This is a genomic window from Rhodococcus sp. PAE-6 (genome assembly GCF_025290685.1).
Taxonomy (GTDB): Bacteria; Actinomycetota; Actinomycetes; order Mycobacteriales; family Mycobacteriaceae; genus Rhodococcus; species Rhodococcus pyridinivorans.
In genome coordinates, this window is sequence record NZ_JAOCLZ010000001.1 from 358786 (window position 1) to 376300 (window position 17515).

The following is a 17515-nucleotide window of genomic DNA, read 5'->3' on the forward strand; positions in this document are numbered from 1 at the left end:
CGCTGCCGCGCGCCTGTTGCGCATTAGGGTGCAGTACCGGGGTCGTGGCCGAGCGCGGCGACGTCCCGTCGTGTCGGGAGGAAACGCGGACGGTTATGGAATACAGGACAGTCGGTGCGAGCGGCCTGCGGGTTTCACGGCTCGGCCTGGGCACCTTGACGTGGGGTCGTGGAACGGACGGCGACGAGGCCGCAGCCCAGTTGTCGGCCTTCGTCGATGTGGGCGGCACGCTCGTCGACACCTCCCCCGCCTACGGGGACGGGGTCGCGCAACGGATCCTCGCCGAACTGCTCGACGACGTGGTGCCCCGCGACCAGCTGGTGTTGTCGGGCAGCTCCGGCATCGACACCACCACACTCGGTTCCGGCCGCGTGGACTGCTCCCGCTCGGGCCTGCTCAACCAGCTCGACGCGACCCTGCGTGAACTCGGCACCGACCACCTCGACGTGTGGCAGGTTGCGACGTGGGATCCGCACACCCCCGTCGACGAGGTGATGGACGCCCTCGAGTTCGCCGTCACCAGCGGGCGCGTGCGATACGTCGGGGTGCGCGGCTATCTCGGCTGGCAGCTCGCGACCGCCGCGGCCGCGGCCCGGCGTCCGGCTCCGCTGATCAGCACGCAGGTCGAGTACTCCCTGCTCGCCCGCGGCGTCGAGGACGAGTTGATCCCCGCCGCGGCCCACCACGGCGTGGGTGTGTTCGCGGCCGTGCCGCTCGCCGGCGGTGTGCTCACCGGTAAGTACCGGTCGGGGGTGCCGGCGGATTCGCGCGGCGCCGACGATGTGCACACGGAGGAAGTGCGCCGTTATCTCACCGAATCCGCGGTGCGCGTGGTCGACGCGGTCGCCACGGCCGCCGACGGGCTGGGCACCTCCCCGCTGGCCGTCGCGCTGGCGTGGGTGCGCGACCGGCCGCACGTGGCCTCGACGCTCGTGGGTGCCCGGGATCTCGCGCAACTGACCGGAGTGCTGGTCGCGGAGGAGTTGGCGTTGCCGCCGGCGATCGCCGCGGCGCTCGACGACGTGAGCGCGTGATCTCCGCGACACCGCCCGCACCCTGCCCTTATCCGGAAGGTTAGGCTAGCCTGCCGAGTACATTCGGTACAGGCAATGTGAGGGGAGGTCGGTCGATGGCCACGACCGAAGTCGTCGGATTCGCCGAACGGATCCGGCTCGAGACCCAGCAGGCGCACAGTGACACCGAGAACTCGGTGTTCGTCTCGGAACTGCTCGGCGGCAAGCTGTCGACCGAGGCCCACGCCGCGCTCATCGCGCAGACCTGGTTCGTCTACGACAGCCTCGAGCGGATCGGCCGCAGCTACGCCGACGACCCGATCGCCGGTCCCTTCCTCAGCGACGAACTGCTCCGCACCGCCGCGCTCGAAGACGACCTCGACTTCCTCGTCGGCTCCGACTGGCGCGACCGCATCACGCCGCTGCCCGCAACGGTCGCCTACGTCGACCGGCTCGTGCAGGTCGCGGCGGTGTCCCCGGAAGCCTTCCTCGCGCATCACTATCTGCGTTATCTCGGCGACCTGTCCGGCGGCCAGATCATCCGCCGCATGCTCGAACGCGCCTACGGCTACGAGCGCGACGGGTTGCGCTTCTACATCTTCGACGGGATCCCGAAGACCAAGCCGTTCAAGGACGCCTACCGCGCGAAGCTCGACGCCGCACCGCTCGACGGCGACCAGCAACAGACCGTCATCGACGAGGCGAACCTCGTGTACGGGCTCAACGGTGCCCTGTTCGCCGACCTCGCGCGCGATATCGACCGGTATCGGGTGCGTGCCTGACCGATGTTCCGTTCCCTCCTCCGCCTCCCGGTCGCGCTGATCGCAGTGCTGGGTGTCCTCCTCGTCGCCGCATGCAGCGCCCCCACCACCGACGGCACGACCGTCACCGACGTCGCGACCGGTCCGCGCACCGCCGTCGTCGATGCCGAACCCGAGCCGATCACCACCGACCCGGCACCCGCGCTGCCGGCCACGGTGCGCGGCGTGGACGGCGTCGAGACCACGATCACCGACATCTCCCGGATCGTGGTGGCCGACCGCTCCGGCACCCTGGCGCAGACCGTGTACGCCCTCGGACTCGGCGACAAGCTCGTCGGCCGCTCCACCGCGTCCTTCCCCGCGATCCAGGACGTCCCCAACGTCACCCCCGGCGGGCACGGTCTCAACGCCGAGGCGATCCTCGCGTTGAACCCGACCGTCGTGCTCACCGACACCTCCATCGGTCCGCTCGCGGTGCAGGAACAGATCCGCGCGACCGGCGTGCCGGTGGTGTTCGTCGACCCGGAACGCTCCCTCGACACCGTCGCCGACGACATCGACGCGGTCGCGGCCGCGCTCGGTGTGCCCGAGGCCGGCGCCGCGCTCGCGCAGCGGACGCTCGACGAGATCGCCGCGGCGAAGGACTCGATTCCCGCCGATCATCCCGAACCCACCGTCGCCTTCCTCTATCTGCGCGGTTCGGCGATCAAGATGCTCGGCGGCCCCGGATCGGGGGCCGATGCGCTCGTCACGGCCGCCGGTGGTCGCGACGCCGGCATCCTCGCCGGCCTGGACTCGCAGTTCGTGCCCATCACCAGTGAGGCGATGATCGCCTCGGCGCCCGACATCATCCTGGTGATGACGCACAGCCTCGACTCGGTGGGCGGGCCGGAGGGGCTCTCACAACTCCCGGGGGTCGCGCAGACCCCGGCCGGGAAGACGGGCACCATCGTGGACATGGACGATTCGACCCTCCTCAGCTTCGGTCCGCAGACCGGCAAGGTCCTGGCCGCTCTGGTGGAGGCGTTCTACCCGTCGGACCGGTCGTGATCACCGGATGTCCGTGAGCGGAGAAATCACCGAGGCCACCGGCCTTCCCGAGCGGGCACTGCGGAAGGCCGGACGGGGACGCACCACCGTCGTCCTCGTCGGTCTCGTCGTTGCCCTGCTCGCCCTGGCCGTCGCGTCGGCGTGCCTCGGACAGGTGCCCACGAGCCCGGCCGAGGTGGTCGGCAGTCTGCTGCACCGCATCGGGTTGGACCTCGGCCCGATGCCCGCGCATCCCGCCGGGGAAGTGACCTTGTGGGAGGTGCGCTTCCCGCGCGTGGTGCTCGCGATGCTCGTCGGTGCCGCCCTCGGCTGTTCCGGGGCGCTGTTGCAGGGCATCTTCGCCAATCCCCTCGCCGAACCCGGCGTGATCGGTGTGTCCTCCGGCGCCGCCGTCGGCGCGTCCGCGGTGATCGTGCTCGGCGGCGCATTCACCACCGGCTGGGCGCTGGCCGGCGCCGCACTCGTCTCCGGTCTGATCACCACTGTGCTGGTCTACGCGCTGTCCCGATCGAACGGACGCACGGAAGTCGTCACGGTGATCCTCACCGGCGTCGCCGTCAACGCCGTCGCCGGCGGGCTCATCGCGTTCTTCACCTTCGTCGCCAGTCCCGCCGCCCGCGACCAGATCGTGTTCTGGCAGCTCGGCAGTCTCGGCGGAGCCACCTGGGACATCGTCGCGGTGGTCGCGCCGCTGACCCTGGCCGGTGTGCTCGTCGCGGTCCTGCTCGCCCCGAAACTCGACCTGCTGGCGCTCGGCGAGAGCGTCGCCCAGCATCTGGGTGTGGACGTCGAACGCGTGCGGCAATTGTCGATCCTGGCGGTCGCCGTGCTGGTCAGCGGCGCCACCGCCTTCACCGGCATCATCATGTTCGTCGGCCTGGTCGTGCCGCACCTGATGCGCCTGGCTCTCGGCCCCGCCCACCGGGTGCTTGTCGTGGCGAGTGTGCTCGCCGGCGCGGTCGTCCTGCTCGCCGCCGACCTGGGGGCGCGCACGCTGGTCGAGAACGCCGACCTGCCGCTCGGCATGATCACCGCCCTCATCGGTGGCCCGGTCTTCTTCCTGATGCTGCGCCGCACCCGCGCGAAGCAGGGTGGATGGGCATGAGGCTGCTTCCCCGCTCCCTCGGAACCCCGGACGCGGCCGTCCCGGCCCGCTCGGCACCGGGCACCGCGACGATGCGCGCGGTGGCTGTGCGACTGCGGCGCGGAGAGCGGGAGATCCTGCACGGCGTCGACTTCGAGGTGCGCACCGGTGAGGTCGTCGCGCTCGTCGGCCCCAACGGGGCGGGCAAGTCCACCCTGCTCGCGGCGTTGTCCGGCGACCATCCGATCAGCGGCGGCACCGTCGAGGTCGAGGGCCGTGCCCTCGAGCGGTGGTCGTCGATCGCCCTGGCCCGCCGTCGCGCGGTGCTGCCGCAGCAGCACACCGTCGGATTCCCGTTCACTGCCCGGCAGGTCGTGCGGATGGGACGGGCCGCGTGGGCGCGCACCCCCAGACAGGACGACGACGACCGCATCGTCGCCGAGGCGTTCGGGACCTGCGACGTCGCCCATCTGGCCGACCGGCCGTTCCCTGCGCTGTCCGGCGGTGAACGCGCCCGGGTGGCGCTCGCACGGGTGCTGGCCCAGGACACCGAGACACTGCTGCTCGACGAACCCACCGCAGCACTGGACCTCGGCCACCAGGAGGCGGTCATGCAGGTCGTGCGGGCCCGCGCCGACGACGGGCACGCCGTGGTCGTCGTGCTGCACGATCTCGGGTTGGCCGCCGCCTACGCCGACCGCGTCTGCGTGCTCGAACAGGGACGCATCGTCGCCGACGGCGCACCCGGCGACGTCCTCACCGAAGAGCTCCTCGGCCGCGTCTACCAGTACCCCGTGGCGATCGGCCGCCACCCCGAGACCGGCACCCCGCTCGTGTTGCCGCGACGTCCGAACCGCGACCGGTCCGCCTCGGCGCAGACCTGAGCAGCAGATCACATCCGGCCCGTCGGACGACCCACTGATTTCTTCCCCGCGACCGGCATCAGGAACACTGAAGGTCGGCGCGCCGGGCGCCGGAGCACGTCCGGCAGGTGCGAATCGAATCCGAGGACGAGGAGCAACGATGGGCAGAGCGGGGATCCGAGCGGTCACGATGGTGGGCGCGATCGCGATGGTCGTGCTCGCCGGCTGCTCGTCGGAGAGCACCCCGGACGTGCTGCAGACCATCGAACCCGCCACTCCTGCGGCCGCCCCCGAGGTCGGCCCGTCCCCTGCCGGCGACGTCCGTCCGCTCGACCTGCAGGTCGATGCGCTGGTCGTCGAACCGTCCACGGGTACCTTCGCCGCGCTCGTCGACGACGGAGCACGGGTCGCGTTGTTCGACGACACGGCGTTCGACGGTCCCGGGACGGAACCGCGCCTGGTGGGCCTGCCGTCGTCCGCCGCCACCGTCGTGACCGGCCCCGAGGGCAGTGTTCTCGCCCCCGTGTCCGGGGCCGTGCTGCGCATCGACGTCGCCGACGGCACCATCACCGAGGTCCCGGTCGACGGCAATGCCACGTCGGCGGCCGTGCTGTCCGACGGCCGCTGGGCCGTGGGCACCGACAACGGCCGCGTGCTCGTCGTCGACCCCGAATCCGGCGAGGTGGCCACCACCGTCGGTGGCCTCGCCTCCGTCGACGCCCTCGCCGTCACCGGTGACGCCGTCGCGGCGCTCGACCGCCGGCAGACCTCCCTCACCGAGCTCGACCTCGCCGACGCCCATCTCGGGCCCGCGCTGCGTGCCGGCGAAGGTGCGACGCAGCTGACCACCGACCCCTTCGGACGCGTCGTGATCACCGACACCACCGGCGACGAACTGCTCGTCTACACCCTCGACGCGATCGTCCTGCGGCAGCGTTATCCCGTCGGGCCCGCCCCGTACGCTGTGACCTACGACGAGACGCGGGACCTGATCTGGGTGACTCTGACGGGTAGCAACGAGGTCGTGGGCTACGATCTTTCGACCGGGATCCCGCGAGAACGCCACCGCTTCGCAACGGTGCGGCAACCGAATTCGATCGCCGTCGATCCGGCCGATGCGGCACTGGTGATCGCGTCGGCAACCGGTGACGGACTGCAACGGATCCCGATCGAAGGACAGTGATGGCGAACGAGCGACTCGGCCGGTTGACCCGGATGCCTGTCGGTTGGGACACCAGCAACGACGAATACGAATACGTGCCGCTCAAACTGCCCCGGGACGTGTCCCGGGTGAGCGCGTCGATGCGTCTGGCGATCTCCGCCGAATTCCACGGCTGGGAACTCACCCGGGTGCGCCTGTATCCGGACGGGAGCCGGCGGGTGCTGCTGCGCCGCCGCAAGACCGCCCATCACGTCCCCGAACCCACCGTTGGTTGATAACAGATCCCGGACCGTCGTGGACCGGGCTTGCAGGGAGTAGTTCGTGTACCGCTATCTTCTTCGGCTCATGTTCCTGTTGCCGCCGGAACGAGCCCACCACCTCGCCTTCCTCGCGATGCGCTGGTCGACTCGCTTCGGGCCGCTGCGCGCCCTGGTGGCGAAGGTGCTCGTCACCGACGACCCCATCCTCCGCAACACCATCTTCGGCGTGCAGTTCCCCACGCCGGTGGGTCTGGCGGCCGGTTTCGACAAGGACGCGACCGGTGTCGACGTGTGGGGTCCGCTCGGATTCGGGTTCGCCGAGGTCGGCACCGTCACCGCCCAGGCCCAGCCGGGCAATCCGCAGCCGCGACTGTTCCGCCTCCCCGAGGACCGGGCGATCGTGAACCGGATGGGCTTCAACAACCACGGTGCCGGGGAGGCCGCCAATCGGCTCCGGCAGCGCCGCCGCACCGTTCCCATCGGCGCGAACATCGGTAAGACGAAGGTCGTACCGGTCGAGCAGGCCGCCGAGGACTACACCGAGAGCGCACGACTCCTCGGCCCACTCGCTGATTTCGTGGTCGTCAACGTCTCCTCCCCCAACACCCCCGGCCTGCGGGATCTGCAGGCCGTCGAGTCGCTGCGCCCGATCCTTGCCGCGGTGCTGGACACCGTGACGGTGCCGGTGCTCGTGAAGATCGCCCCGGATCTGTCCGACGAGGACGTCGACGCGGTGGCCGACCTGGCACTCGAACTCGGGCTCGCCGGCATCGTCGCCACCAACACCACCATCCGCCGCGACGGATTGAACACTCCGCAGAGCCGCATCGAGGAGATCGGCGCGGGCGGCCTGTCGGGTGCCCCGGTCGCCGAGCGGTCCCTCGAGGTGCTGCGCCGGCTGCGCACGCGGGTGGGCGATCGACTCACCCTGGTCTCGGTGGGCGGCATCGAGACGCCGGAGCAGGCGTTCGAGCGCATCCTCGCCGGCGCGTCGCTGGTCCAGGGTTACACCGGCTTCATCTACGGCGGTCCGTTCTGGGCGCGGCGCATCAACCGCGGCATCGCCCGCAAGCTGCGCGCGCACGGCTACCGCTCCATCGCCGACGCGGTGGGCGCCACCGCACGGGTCTGACCTGCAACGGACGGGGCCGGGTCGTACTCGACCCGGCCCCGTCCGTCACGACCTGTCAGCGCACCTCGTAGGTGCCGGTCAGCAGACCGCGGGCGATGGCGTGCCCGAAGACGTTGAAGCCGAGGAAGGCCGGGCTCGAGTCGGGCGTGACACCCTCGAGCACCTCGACGTCGAGTGCGTGCACCGCGACGATGTAGCGGTGGTGGCCGTGGCCGGCCGGCGGAGCCGCACCGATGAACCCGTGGGCGCCGCCGTCGTGGCGCAGCGTCACGGCCTGCTCCGGAAGAGCATCCGAGTCGGCGCTACCCGCACCCGCCGGCAGCTCCGTGACCGAGGTGGGGATGTTCGCGACGGCCCAGTGCCAGAAACCCGACGCCGTGGGGGCGTCCGGATCGAACACCGTGACGACGAAGCTCTTCGTCTCGGCGGGGAAACCCGACCAGGACAGCTGCGGGGAGACGTCGCCGCCCCCGGGGATTCCGAACGCACCGCTGGCCTGCGGGAGTTTCCATTCCTCGCCCTCGGCGAAGTCCGCGCTGGTCACCTCGAGGATGGGCAGCTCGGGCAGGAACTTGTACGGGTCGTAATCGAAAGCCATTCCGGTCCTTTCGTGGCGGTTTCGTGTGTTCTAGGCGTGCATGAGGAAGTGTTCCATGACCCGGGTGCCGAAGCGCAGTGCCTCGACGGGGACACGCTCGTCGACACCGTGGAACAGCGCGGCGAAGTCCAGATCGGGCGGCAACTGCAGCGGCGCGAAACCGAAGCAGCGGATGCCGAGCTTGGCGAACGCCTTGGCGTCGGTGCCGGCCGAGAGCATGTACGGCACGGTCCGGCCGATCGGGTCGTGCGCGAGGATCGCCGCGTTCATCGCGTCGACGAGGTCGCCGTCGAAGGTGGTCTCGTACGGCTCGAGACCGGTGATCCACTCCCTGGTGACATTGGGCCCGATCAGCTCGTCGACAGTGCGTTCGAACTCGGCGAGCCGGCCCGGCAGGATACGGCAGTCGACGACGGCGTGCGCGGTGCGCGGGATGACGTTGGCCTTGTACCCGGCGTCGAGCATCGTGGGGTTCGCGGTGTCGCGCAGGGTCGCGCCCACGATGCGGGCGATCGACCCGAGCTTGGCGAGCGCCCCCTCGAGATCGGGCGAGGCCGGGTCGAAGTCCAGCCCGGTCTCCTCGCTCACGGCGGAGAGGAACTCGGCCACGGAATCGTTGACGACCAGAGGGAAGGTGTGGGATCCGAGCCGGGCCACCGCGCGGGAGAGGACGGTGACGGCGTTGTCCTCGTGCAGGAAGGAGCCGTGCCCGGCGACACCCGTGGCGGTCAGGCGCATCCAGCGCATGCCCTTCTCGGCCGTCTCGACCATGTACAGGCGACGTTCGGTGCCGTCGGGACGCGGCACGGTCAGGGAGAACCCGCCGACCTCCCCCACGGCCTCGGTCACGCCCTCGAACAGCTCGGGCCGGTGCTCGACCAGCCACTGCGAACCGAACTTGCCTCCGGCCTCCTCGTCGGCGACGAACGCGAACACCAGATCGCGCGGGGGCACGATGTTCTCGACCTTGAAGTAGCGGGCGACGGCGATCATCATGCCGACCATGTCCTTCATGTCGACCGCGCCGCGTCCCCACACGTAACCGTTCTCGATGGCCCCGGAGAACGGGTGCACGCTCCAGTCCGCGGCCTCAGCCGGCACAACGTCGAGGTGGCCGTGGAGCATGAGGGCACCGCGGCTCGGGTCGGAGCCGGGCAGCCGCGCGAAGACGTTGCCGCGGCCCGGCGCTCCGGATTCGACGTAGGTCGTCTCGTAGCCGACCTCCTCGAGCACGGAGGCCACCCACTCGGCGCATTCGCGTTCGCCGCGGGTAGTGGTGGGTTCGCCGGTGTTCGAGGTGTCGAACCGGATGAGACGGGAGACGAGGTCGACGACCTCCTCCTCCGCCCGGGACGGCTGGTGGGCGCTCGTGTCAATGGCCATGGTCGTATGTCTACCACCGCCCGTCCACCATCTCGACAGTTCGGATCACCGCAGGTGGAGGTGGCGATTTGGGACCGTGAGCGTGGTGGGTTACTCTTTCACAGCGCCCACGACGAGTGGGCGCGAGCACCAGGTCCGAGTGGCGGAATGGCAGACGCGCTAGCTTGAGGTGCTAGTGTCCTATTAACGGACGTGGGGGTTCAAGTCCCCCCTCGGACACTCTGAGTCGAGACAGACGACGAAGGCCCCGAACATCATGTTCGGGGCCTTCGTCGTTGTCGGGAGAAGATCGAGCGGGCGACAACCGATACCGCATTCGTCATCCGCTGCGGCAACGTGCTGCAGCGGATGACGAACAAGCGAGCGGATCCGCGCGAGGCGCGTCGAGTGCCGCGAGCACGCCTGAAGTGCCGTTTTGGGGATCGGACGCCCCATGCGCTACTGTTTCTTCAGCGCCCGCGGGAGCGGGTTCTACCGACATGCCCCGTGTGGGCGTCGGTCCGAGTGGCGGAATGGCAGACGCGCTAGCTTGAGGTGCTAGTGTCCTATTAACGGACGTGGGGGTTCAAGTCCCCCCTCGGACACTCCGAAACCCGAAGGCCCCGAACCGATATCGGTTCGGGGCCTTCGGTCCGTCCGGGGTCGGCGCGAGCAGACCCTCAGTCCCGGCGGCCCTTGCGGAAGTAACGGATCGGGCCGAAGAAGTTCACCGCGATGGTCAGCGCCCAGCGCAGCTTGCTGCCGTTGATCTTGTCGGCCGGTCGCCTCGCCAGATCGGCCCAGGCCGCGACGGCGAGCGACAACTGCACCACCGCGAGCAGGACCACCAGCACCTGCTGGGGGCGGCTCAGTTCGGCGAACTTCTTCTTGGACAAGGGGGAGCTCGGGCTCATCGTTCCTCCGGTACCTGCACGGGAATTCGGACACGATCATCCTGCCCGATACGATCGGGCATACAGCAGCACACGGAAAAAGGCAGATGAACCCCCACAGCGACACCACCGCCGAACCCGCCACCGACGGCTTCACCCGCATCGACCCCGACGATCTGGCCACCTGTCTGCGGGTGCTCGACCAGGCAGCGGGTCTCGACGCCGAACATCCCGACGCGATCGCCGTGCAGCGGGCCGTGGGGCACATGTTCAAGAAGTTCAAGCGGCTGCGCCGCAACGAGGCCCGCAAGCAGCGCGTCGACGCCGACCGTCAGGTGCTGTCCGCGACCGCCACCGCCTCCCCCACCCGCATCGACGACGAGACCGCCGGACTCCCGCTGGCGTCGTCGACTCGCGGTGCAAGCGCGGGAACGCTGCTGCGTCCGCGGCACTGCTACATCTGCAAGGACAAGTACACCCGCGTCGACGCCTTCTATCACCAGTTGTGCCCGACGTGCGCCGAGGAGAACCACGCAAAACGCGACGCGCGCACCGATCTGCGGGGCCGTCGCGCCCTGCTCACCGGCGGTCGCGCCAAGATCGGCATGTACATCGCATTGCGGTTGCTGCGCGACGGCGCGCACACCACCGTCACCACGCGGTTCCCCAACGACGCGATCCGCCGCTTCACCGCGATGGAGGACAGCGGCGACTGGCTGCACCGGCTGCGCATCGTCGGCATCGACCTGCGTGATCCCGCCCAGGTGGTCGCCCTCGCCGACGATGTGGCCGCGCAGGGTCCGCTGGACATCCTCATCAACAACGCCGCGCAGACGGTGCGCCGCTCCCCCGGTGCCTACTCGGCGCTGGCCGAGGCGGAGGCCGATCCGCTGCCCGCCGGTCCGCGCCCCGAGGTCCTGACCTTCGGCAAGCCCTCGGACGCCCATCCGGCTGCTCTGGCCGGGTCGCTGCCGGCCGAGTTGTCGGCGCACTCGTTGACCTCGCTGGCACTGGTGGCCGGATCGGCGACACCCGAGCGGGTCGCGGCCGGCGTCGCCGTCGACGCCGGTGGCCTGCTGCCGGATCTCGTGCACACCAACAGCTGGGTCCAGACCGTCGGCGAGGTCGAGCCGCTGGAACTGCTCGAGGTGCAGCTGTGCAACTCGGTGGCGCCGTTCATCCTCGTCAACCGTCTGCGTCCGGCGCTCGCCGCGTCCCCGGCCCGCCGCAAGTACGTCGTGAACGTCTCCGCGATGGAAGGGCAGTTCGGGGGTCGCCGCTACAAGGGCGCCGGGCATCCGCACACCAACATGGCCAAGGCCGCGCTGAACATGCTCACCCGCACCAGCGCCGAGGAGACGCTCACCGACGGCATCCTCATGACCGCAGTCGACACCGGGTGGATCACCGACGAACGGCCGCACCACACCAAGATGCGGCTGGCCGAGGAGGGATTCCACGCCCCGCTCGATCTCGTGGACGGCGCCGCCCGCGTCTACGACCCGATCGTCCAGGGCGAGGCCGGCACGGACCTGTACGGATGCTTCCTCAAGGACTTCCGTCCGGCACCCTGGTGATCCGGACGCGGTGATCCGGACCCCGTGATTTGGGGAGACCGGTTCCACACCGTGGATCGTGGCCCACTCTCCGGGCCGCGGCGATAATGGATAACGTCCCCGCAGGCCCGCACGAGGAGAGTCATGACTGTCGCTGTCGTTCACGCCGATACCCCCGAAGGCCGGATCGCTCTGCAGGCCGCGGTGCGGGAGGCCGCCGACCGGCAGCAGTCGCTGGTGGTGCTCCACCCGCTCGACGAACCCGACGAGGTGGAAGGCGTGCGGGCACAGGTGAGCGAGGTGGCCGGTACCGACGGCTGGGAGTTGCTCGCGGCCGTCCACGACGGCGATCCGGTCGGCACGACCGTCGAACTGCTTGCGCGCAGCGGCGCCGAACGCGTGGTCATCGGCAGCCGCGGGCGCACCGCGACCGGCAAGTTCCTCGTCGAGCGGGCGGTGCAGCGGCTGATCACCGAGTCGTCGGTGCCGGTGCTCGTCATCAAGGCCGGCTGAGGCGCCGCCCGCCCTCCGGCAACCGCGTTCGTTCCGAGGCCGTTCGTTCTACCCTGGGCACATGGCGTTCCGGGTGGTCGCCGACCTCACGGCCTTCGTGCATCTGCTCTTCGTGCTCTACGTCGCGTTCGGTGGTTTCCTCGCGTGGCGGTGGCCCCGCACGATCGTCGCGCACGTCGTCGCGGTGGTGTGGGGAGCGACCTCGGTGGCCGTGGGGTTCGACTGCCCGCTGACCGCGGTGGAGAACTGGGCACGCCGCGAGGCCGGCCAGGAAGGTCTGCCGCCGAGCGGATTCATCGATCACTACCTCACCGGGGTGATCTACCCGGAGTCCGCGCTCGGCGCGGTCCGCGCCCTCGCCGCGCTCGCCGTACTCATCTCGTGGGTGGTGCTGTGGCGCCGGATCCGTGTGACGAAGGTCGCCCCCGAGACTTACTCCTGAGTAGGGTGAGGGGCATGACTGTCTCCCGGGATCTCGACATCGTTATCTACGGCGCCACCGGCTTCGTCGGGCGCCTCACCGCCGCCTATCTCGCCGAGAACCTCCCCGACGGCGTCGCCGTCGGACTCGCAGGACGTTCACGCACCAAACTCGAGAAGCTCGCCGCCGACCTCGGAACCGACTGGCGGCTGATCGAGGCGAACGCCGACGATCCCGCCTCGCTGACCGCGCTCGCCGAGTCCACCCGCGTGGTGATCACGACCGTCGGTCCCTACGCCACGTACGGGCTGCCGCTCGTGCAGGCGTGCGCCGAGGCCGGCACCGACTACGTCGACCTCACCGGCGAGGTGCTCTTCCACCGCGAGAGCATCGACCGCTTCGACGACGTGGCCCGGCGCACCGGCGCCCGCATAGTCCACTCGTGCGGTTTCGACTCCGTCCCGTCCGACCTCGGCGTCCATGCGCTCTACCGCGCCGCGGAGGCCGACGGCAACCTGCCGCTCACCGACACGACCTTCGTGCTCGGCTCCTTCCGCGGCGGGGTGAGCGGCGGAACCATCGATTCGCTCCGGCAACAGCTCGACGCGGTCCGCAAGGATGCCGCCGCACGGAAGATCGCCGCGCGCCCGTACTCGCTGTCCCCCGATCGGGCTCGGGAACCCGATCTCGGTCGCCAGAACGACTTCGCGTTCGTCGACGGCAAATCCGTGGCGCCGGAGATTTCGGGGCGGCTCGCACCGTTCGTGATGGCCTCCTACAACACCCGCATCGTGCGACGCAGCAACGCGTTGCGCGACTGGGCCTACGGACGCCGGTTCCGCTACCGGGAGGTGATGAGTGTCGGCTCCTCACCGCTCTCCCCCGTCCTCGCCGGGCTCGTCGGACTCGGCACGGGAGCCCTCGCCGCCGGCCTGTCGTTCCCGCCCACGCGGTTCGTCCTCGACAAGCTCCTGCCCGCGCCCGGTGAGGGACCGTCGGAGAAGACCCGCGAGAACGGTTACTTCACGGTGGATCTGTACGCTTCGACCGAATCGGGAGCTCGCTACACCGCGCGGTTCTCCGCGCAGGGCGACCCAGGTTACAAGGCCACGGCCGTGATGCTCGGCGAGTCCGCCCTCTCGCTCGCCCTCGGCGGCGCGGCCCTGCACGCCGGTGGCGGTGTCCTCACCCCCGCGGTGGCCTTCGGGGACGTGCTGACCGAACGGCTCCGCACAGCCGGTTTCGAGATCTCCGCGCGCCGCCTCGGCTGACCTCGCCTCCGGCGCGCCCGATCGGCGCGCCGGGCCCGCCGAGTGTGGCTCCGTCGCTTCGACGGGCTATGCTCGACCGGACCGAACGATCCGCGCGCGGAACGAGACCTGAGGACGTGACCATGGCTGCGACGAGTACCGAGATGGCTCCGGCCGCTCGTCTCGCGCTCATGCCGTTCTGGCCGACCCGTCGCGGCGCCTGCTTCGATTGTCTGTGTTGCACCCGGGAGTGTTGCTGAGCGCTTCGCCGCTCGTCCAACTTTTCGGGTTCTTCCAGCTTTCGGAGCCAACGCATGTTCAATCTGCTCATCTTCACGCTCGTCGGTGTCGGCGCACAGCTCGTCGACGGCGCACTCGGCATGGCCTTCGGTGTCACCGCGACCACCCTGCTGCTGTTCAGCGGTGTCGGTCCGGCGCACGCGAGCGCCGCCGTGCACCTCGCCGAGGTCGGAACCACCCTCGTCTCCGGTGCCTCGCACTGGCGGTTCCGCAACATCGACTGGAAGGTCGTGCTGCGACTCGGTGTTCCCGGTGCCATCGGCGCCTTCCTCGGCGCGACCGTGCTGTCGGGACTGTCCACCGAGGCCGCCGAACCGGTGACCGCCGGAATCCTGCTGGCCATCGGCGTATACGTCGCGTTGCGCTTCTCGGTACGACCCCCTGCGGTCGCCCACGCCCGCACCTCCCCGCACACCGCGAAATTCCTGTCGCCTCTGGGCTTCTTCGGCGGCTTCATCGACGCGAGCGGTGGTGGCGGCTGGGGACCGATCACCACCAGCACCCTGCTCTCCCGCGGTAAGACGGCACCGCGCACCGTGATCGGTTCGGTGAGCGCGTCGGAGTTCCTCGTCGCGGTCGCGGCGAGCGTCGGCTTCCTGTTCGGGCTCGGCCACGACTCCCTCGGCAATCTCGTGATCGTCGCCGGTCTCGCGCTCGGCGGTGCCCTCGCGGCGCCGGTCGCGGCCTGGCTGGTCAGCCGCGTCCCTGCGACGCTGCTCGGTACCGGCGTCGGCGGTGTCATCGTGCTGACCAACGCGCACAAGCTCGCCAAGACTGTCGACCTCTCCGGCGCGGCGCTGGCGGTGCTCTACCTCGCCATCGTCGCTGTGTGGCTCACGCTGCTGATCGTGTCCTGGAAGCGTTCGCGCCTCACCCCCGCGGAGAAGAGCGGTTCGCTCGAACCGCTGGCGCAGCCGACGCCGGCGGCACTGCTCGAAGGTACCGACGCGACGCCTCTCCCCGGGGCCCGTCCGGAGCCTCGGGAGGTGCCCGGACACAACGAAACTCGCCTGAATTCCACCACGTCACCACGGACTCCCGACGGGGCCTGATATCGCGGTTATGTCCGCGTGCGGTGGTGCTTCCCGATCCCGCCATCGAAGCGGCCGGCGGATTCGCGCACAGCATGCCGATCGACATGGCCCGGCACCGCCTTCACCGCGGCCGGCGTCGAACTCCCCCAGGCCTGCGTGTCGATCACCGTCGGCGGCCGCGATGCCGCGATGGTCCTCGATCCCGCAGTGCCGTGACGGTCGCCAAGCAGCTTCTCGGGCTGTAACGCACGGTGTCGCGGCCCTCGACCGCCCGGGCAGAACCAAGATCACATACAACTCGTACGGACGCTACGATGCGCCGTGGGAATCTGCCCCGATACGCCGTCGCATCCGCGACCCTCGCCGGCGCCCTGCTCCTCGGAGCGTGCTCCTCCGGCGACGACGCCACCTCCGACACCGCCTCGGACGCCGACTCCGCAGCCTCCGACACCACCACCTTCGACGCCGACACCGTCAGCGAACCGACCGGCCTCGGCAGCGACATCCTCGCCCGCTTCGACTCGTGCGACGATGTCGCGCCCGCCGTCGCCCCCTACATCGAGCGGCACTGAGCCTGCGCTCCTCGAACGGCGTGGACGAGTACAGCGTCTACTGCGCATGGGAGACCCCGGACAGCGTCACCAACCTCGACGAGATCCGGTCGGTGGAGATCGTCCTGCCACCGGGATCCGGCAACGTCCCGTCGGCGAGCGACCTCGAAACCGGCGGTCTCGAACTACTCCCCGACGCACGACGCGTAGATCGCCACCGGGACGACGAGAATCCCTGCCGCCGAAGCGCACACGGCGACCATGGCGAACACTGCGAAGGTGTAGAGACCGACCACCCATGGGCGGGTCCGCAGCACGCTCGACCGCCGGTGCGGCCGCAACGCGACGATGTAGGTGAGCTGGGCGCACAGGACGAGACCCACCAGCACCAGGAACGCGGCATCACCGTCGACGAGGTCGGGTGCGCTGTCCCCCAGCAATGAGACTCCCAGTGCCACAAGCGTGCCCACGACCAGCCGGTCGCGCGGTGCGGACGTGACGAGAACGAGTCCGAGCGCGAGCAGCGGCATGAGGAACCACTGCGAAACGTCGGTGAACGCCGAATCGGGCGCGAGAACCCGAAAACGAGATGAGCCGCCGCGACGATCGCGAACGCACCGAGAACGGTGACGGCGATCGTGCGGCGGCTCACGGGATCAGGAGTCCTCGTCGGACGTTCCGGGGTCGTGCACCCCGTCGAAGGCGTCGAGCAGGCGTTGCGCGGCGAGTGCGGCGGTCAGCGAACCGTCGCGCACCCCGGCCTCGACGTCCTTGCGGATCGCCCGCACGCGCGGGGAGGTCTCGAGACGACGCAACAGCTGGTCGTGCACCATCGTCCACGTCCAGTCCACCTGCTGACGGCGCCGGTTCTCGTCGAACATGCCCGCCTCGGTGAGCACTTTCTTGTGCTCGAGCACAGTGTCCCAGAAGGTGTCCAGACCGTTGCCGGTCATGCCGCTCATGGTGATCACCGGCGGCTTCCAGATCGCGTCGTGCGGATGCACCATGCGCATCGCGCCGGCGAGTTCGCGGGCGGCGACCCGCGCGTCGCGTTCGAACTCCCCGTCGGCCTTGTTGACGGCAACGAGGTCGGCGAGTTCGAGCACGCCCTTCTTGATGCCCTGCAGCTGGTCGCCGGTGCGGGCCAAGGTCAGGAAGCAGAAGGTGTCGACCATGTTCGCGACGGTCACCTCGGACTGTCCGACACCGACGGTCTCGACGAGGATCACGTCGAAACCGGCAGCCTCGAGCAGCACCATCGTCTCGCGGGTGGCCTTCGCGACCCCGCCGAGCGTGCCGGCCGAGGGCGACGGGCGGATGTAGGCGTCCCGCTGCACCGCGAGCCGCGCCATCCGTGTCTTGTCGCCGAGGATCGAACCACCCGTGCGGGTCGACGACGGGTCGACGGCCAGCACCGCGACCCGATGCCCCTGCTCGAGCAGATGCATGCCGAGCGCGTCGATGAAGGTCGACTTGCCGACACCGGGCACACCGGTGATACCGACACGAATCGCGTTGCCCGCGTTGGGAAGCAGGCGCAGCAGCAACTGCTGCGCCCGCTCCCGATGGTCGTCGCGGGTCGACTCGACCAACGTGATGGCCCGCGCGAGGCCGGCCCGCTCGTTGGCGAGCACGGCCTCGGCGAGGGCGTCGACGTCGATCTGCCGTCGGCGGGTCTGCGCGGCGCCGACCGAGGAGTCGCTCATGCCGAC

Annotated in this window: 19 protein-coding genes and 2 tRNA genes; 16 read left to right on the forward strand and 5 right to left on the reverse strand. The window is 69.9% G+C overall.

Going from position 1 to position 17515, the window contains the following annotated elements:
• Positions 1 to 95: 95 nt before the first annotated feature.
• The 8 genes from NVV99_RS01655 (at position 96) to NVV99_RS01690 (ending at position 7325) form a co-directional block, all read left to right on the forward strand.
• Positions 96 to 1034, forward strand: a complete 939-nt coding sequence (locus NVV99_RS01655) for an aldo/keto reductase (protein WP_006551962.1) — start codon at positions 96 to 98, stop codon at positions 1032 to 1034.
• Positions 1035 to 1129: 95 nt separating this feature from the next.
• A complete protein-coding gene (locus NVV99_RS01660) occupies positions 1130 to 1795 on the forward strand; it encodes a heme oxygenase (biliverdin-producing) (protein ID WP_024100858.1) in 666 nt (221 codons plus the stop codon).
• Between the two features lie 3 nt (positions 1796 to 1798).
• Positions 1799 to 2824, forward strand: coding sequence for a hemin ABC transporter substrate-binding protein (locus NVV99_RS01665; protein WP_024100857.1), 1026 nt, complete (start codon positions 1799 to 1801; stop codon positions 2822 to 2824).
• A 7-nt stretch (positions 2825 to 2831) separates the two neighbouring features.
• Positions 2832 to 3929 carry an iron ABC transporter permease gene (locus NVV99_RS01670; RefSeq protein WP_024100856.1) on the forward strand — a complete coding sequence of 366 codons (1098 nt, stop codon included), beginning with the start codon at positions 2832 to 2834 and terminating at the stop codon, positions 3927 to 3929.
• On the forward strand, positions 3920 to 4792 hold the full coding sequence (locus NVV99_RS01675; RefSeq protein ID WP_033096648.1) for a heme ABC transporter ATP-binding protein: 873 nt from the start codon (positions 3920 to 3922) through the stop codon (positions 4790 to 4792). The genes NVV99_RS01670 and NVV99_RS01675 overlap by 10 nt, the downstream gene beginning before the upstream one ends.
• Before the next feature lie 139 nt (positions 4793 to 4931).
• Complete coding sequence (locus NVV99_RS01680; protein ID WP_024100855.1) at positions 4932 to 5954, forward strand: hypothetical protein; 1023 nt, start codon at positions 4932 to 4934, stop codon at positions 5952 to 5954.
• Positions 5954 to 6208 (forward strand): DUF5703 family protein, encoded by a 255-nt coding sequence (locus tag NVV99_RS01685; protein ID WP_006551956.1) that lies wholly within the window; start codon positions 5954 to 5956, stop codon positions 6206 to 6208. Before NVV99_RS01680 ends, NVV99_RS01685 begins: the two co-directional genes overlap by 1 nt.
• A 46-nt stretch (positions 6209 to 6254) precedes the next feature.
• Positions 6255 to 7325, forward strand: coding sequence for a quinone-dependent dihydroorotate dehydrogenase (locus NVV99_RS01690; RefSeq protein WP_024100854.1), 1071 nt, complete (start codon positions 6255 to 6257; stop codon positions 7323 to 7325).
• Between the two features lie 55 nt (positions 7326 to 7380).
• Here the strand turns inward: NVV99_RS01690 and NVV99_RS01695 are convergent, their stop codons facing one another.
• Complete coding sequence (locus tag NVV99_RS01695; protein ID WP_024100853.1) at positions 7381 to 7923, reverse strand: YbhB/YbcL family Raf kinase inhibitor-like protein; 543 nt, start codon at positions 7921 to 7923, stop codon at positions 7381 to 7383.
• Positions 7924 to 7953: 30 nt separating this feature from the next.
• The gene (locus NVV99_RS01700) at positions 7954 to 9306 is read right to left on the reverse strand and encodes a M20/M25/M40 family metallo-hydrolase (RefSeq protein WP_024100852.1); all 1353 of its coding nucleotides are present in this window, start codon (positions 9304 to 9306) and stop codon (positions 7954 to 7956) included.
• 133 nt (positions 9307 to 9439) lie between these two features.
• Between NVV99_RS01700 and NVV99_RS01705 the strand changes: the two genes are divergently transcribed.
• Both NVV99_RS01705 and NVV99_RS01710 read left to right on the forward strand, forming a co-directional pair.
• Positions 9440 to 9525, forward strand: a tRNA-Leu gene (locus NVV99_RS01705).
• Positions 9526 to 9804: 279 nt separating this feature from the next.
• Positions 9805 to 9890: transfer RNA gene (locus NVV99_RS01710), tRNA-Leu, on the forward strand.
• Positions 9891 to 9965: 75 nt separating this feature from the next.
• On the opposite strand, the gene NVV99_RS01715 is transcribed toward NVV99_RS01710, so the two are convergent.
• Positions 9966 to 10199, reverse strand: a complete 234-nt coding sequence (locus NVV99_RS01715; protein WP_033096644.1) for a PLDc N-terminal domain-containing protein — start codon at positions 10197 to 10199, stop codon at positions 9966 to 9968.
• Between the two features lie 86 nt (positions 10200 to 10285).
• Between NVV99_RS01715 and NVV99_RS01720 the strand changes: the two genes are divergently transcribed.
• The 6 genes from NVV99_RS01720 (at position 10286) to NVV99_RS01745 (ending at position 15824) form a co-directional block, all read left to right on the forward strand.
• Positions 10286 to 11755 (forward strand): SDR family oxidoreductase, encoded by a 1470-nt coding sequence (locus tag NVV99_RS01720; RefSeq protein ID WP_051424822.1) that lies wholly within the window; start codon positions 10286 to 10288, stop codon positions 11753 to 11755.
• Positions 11756 to 11878: 123 nt separating this feature from the next.
• Positions 11879 to 12247: a universal stress protein gene (locus tag NVV99_RS01725; protein ID WP_019289321.1), complete on the forward strand. Its 369-nt coding sequence runs from the start codon at positions 11879 to 11881 to the stop codon at positions 12245 to 12247.
• Between the two features lie 61 nt (positions 12248 to 12308).
• A complete protein-coding gene (locus NVV99_RS01730; protein WP_024100850.1) occupies positions 12309 to 12689 on the forward strand; it encodes a DUF2784 domain-containing protein in 381 nt (126 codons plus the stop codon).
• 14 nt (positions 12690 to 12703) lie between these two features.
• Positions 12704 to 13939, forward strand: coding sequence for a trans-acting enoyl reductase family protein (locus NVV99_RS01735; RefSeq protein WP_024100849.1), 1236 nt, complete (start codon positions 12704 to 12706; stop codon positions 13937 to 13939).
• Positions 13940 to 14232: 293 nt separating this feature from the next.
• Complete coding sequence (locus NVV99_RS01740; protein WP_024100848.1) at positions 14233 to 15270, forward strand: sulfite exporter TauE/SafE family protein; 1038 nt, start codon at positions 14233 to 14235, stop codon at positions 15268 to 15270.
• Between the two features lie 296 nt (positions 15271 to 15566).
• The gene (locus tag NVV99_RS01745) at positions 15567 to 15824 is read left to right on the forward strand and encodes a hypothetical protein (protein WP_024100846.1); all 258 of its coding nucleotides are present in this window, start codon (positions 15567 to 15569) and stop codon (positions 15822 to 15824) included.
• Between the two features lie 164 nt (positions 15825 to 15988).
• Here the strand turns inward: NVV99_RS01745 and NVV99_RS01750 are convergent, their stop codons facing one another.
• Together NVV99_RS01750 and meaB are read right to left on the reverse strand one after the other, a co-directional pair.
• Positions 15989 to 16333: a lysoplasmalogenase family protein gene (locus NVV99_RS01750; protein ID WP_024100845.1), complete on the reverse strand. Its 345-nt coding sequence runs from the start codon at positions 16331 to 16333 to the stop codon at positions 15989 to 15991.
• Positions 16334 to 16459: 126 nt separating this feature from the next.
• Positions 16460 to 17509: a methylmalonyl Co-A mutase-associated GTPase MeaB gene (gene meaB, locus NVV99_RS01755; RefSeq protein WP_019289316.1), complete on the reverse strand. Its 1050-nt coding sequence runs from the start codon at positions 17507 to 17509 to the stop codon at positions 16460 to 16462.
• Between the last annotated feature and the right edge of the window lie 6 nt (positions 17510 to 17515).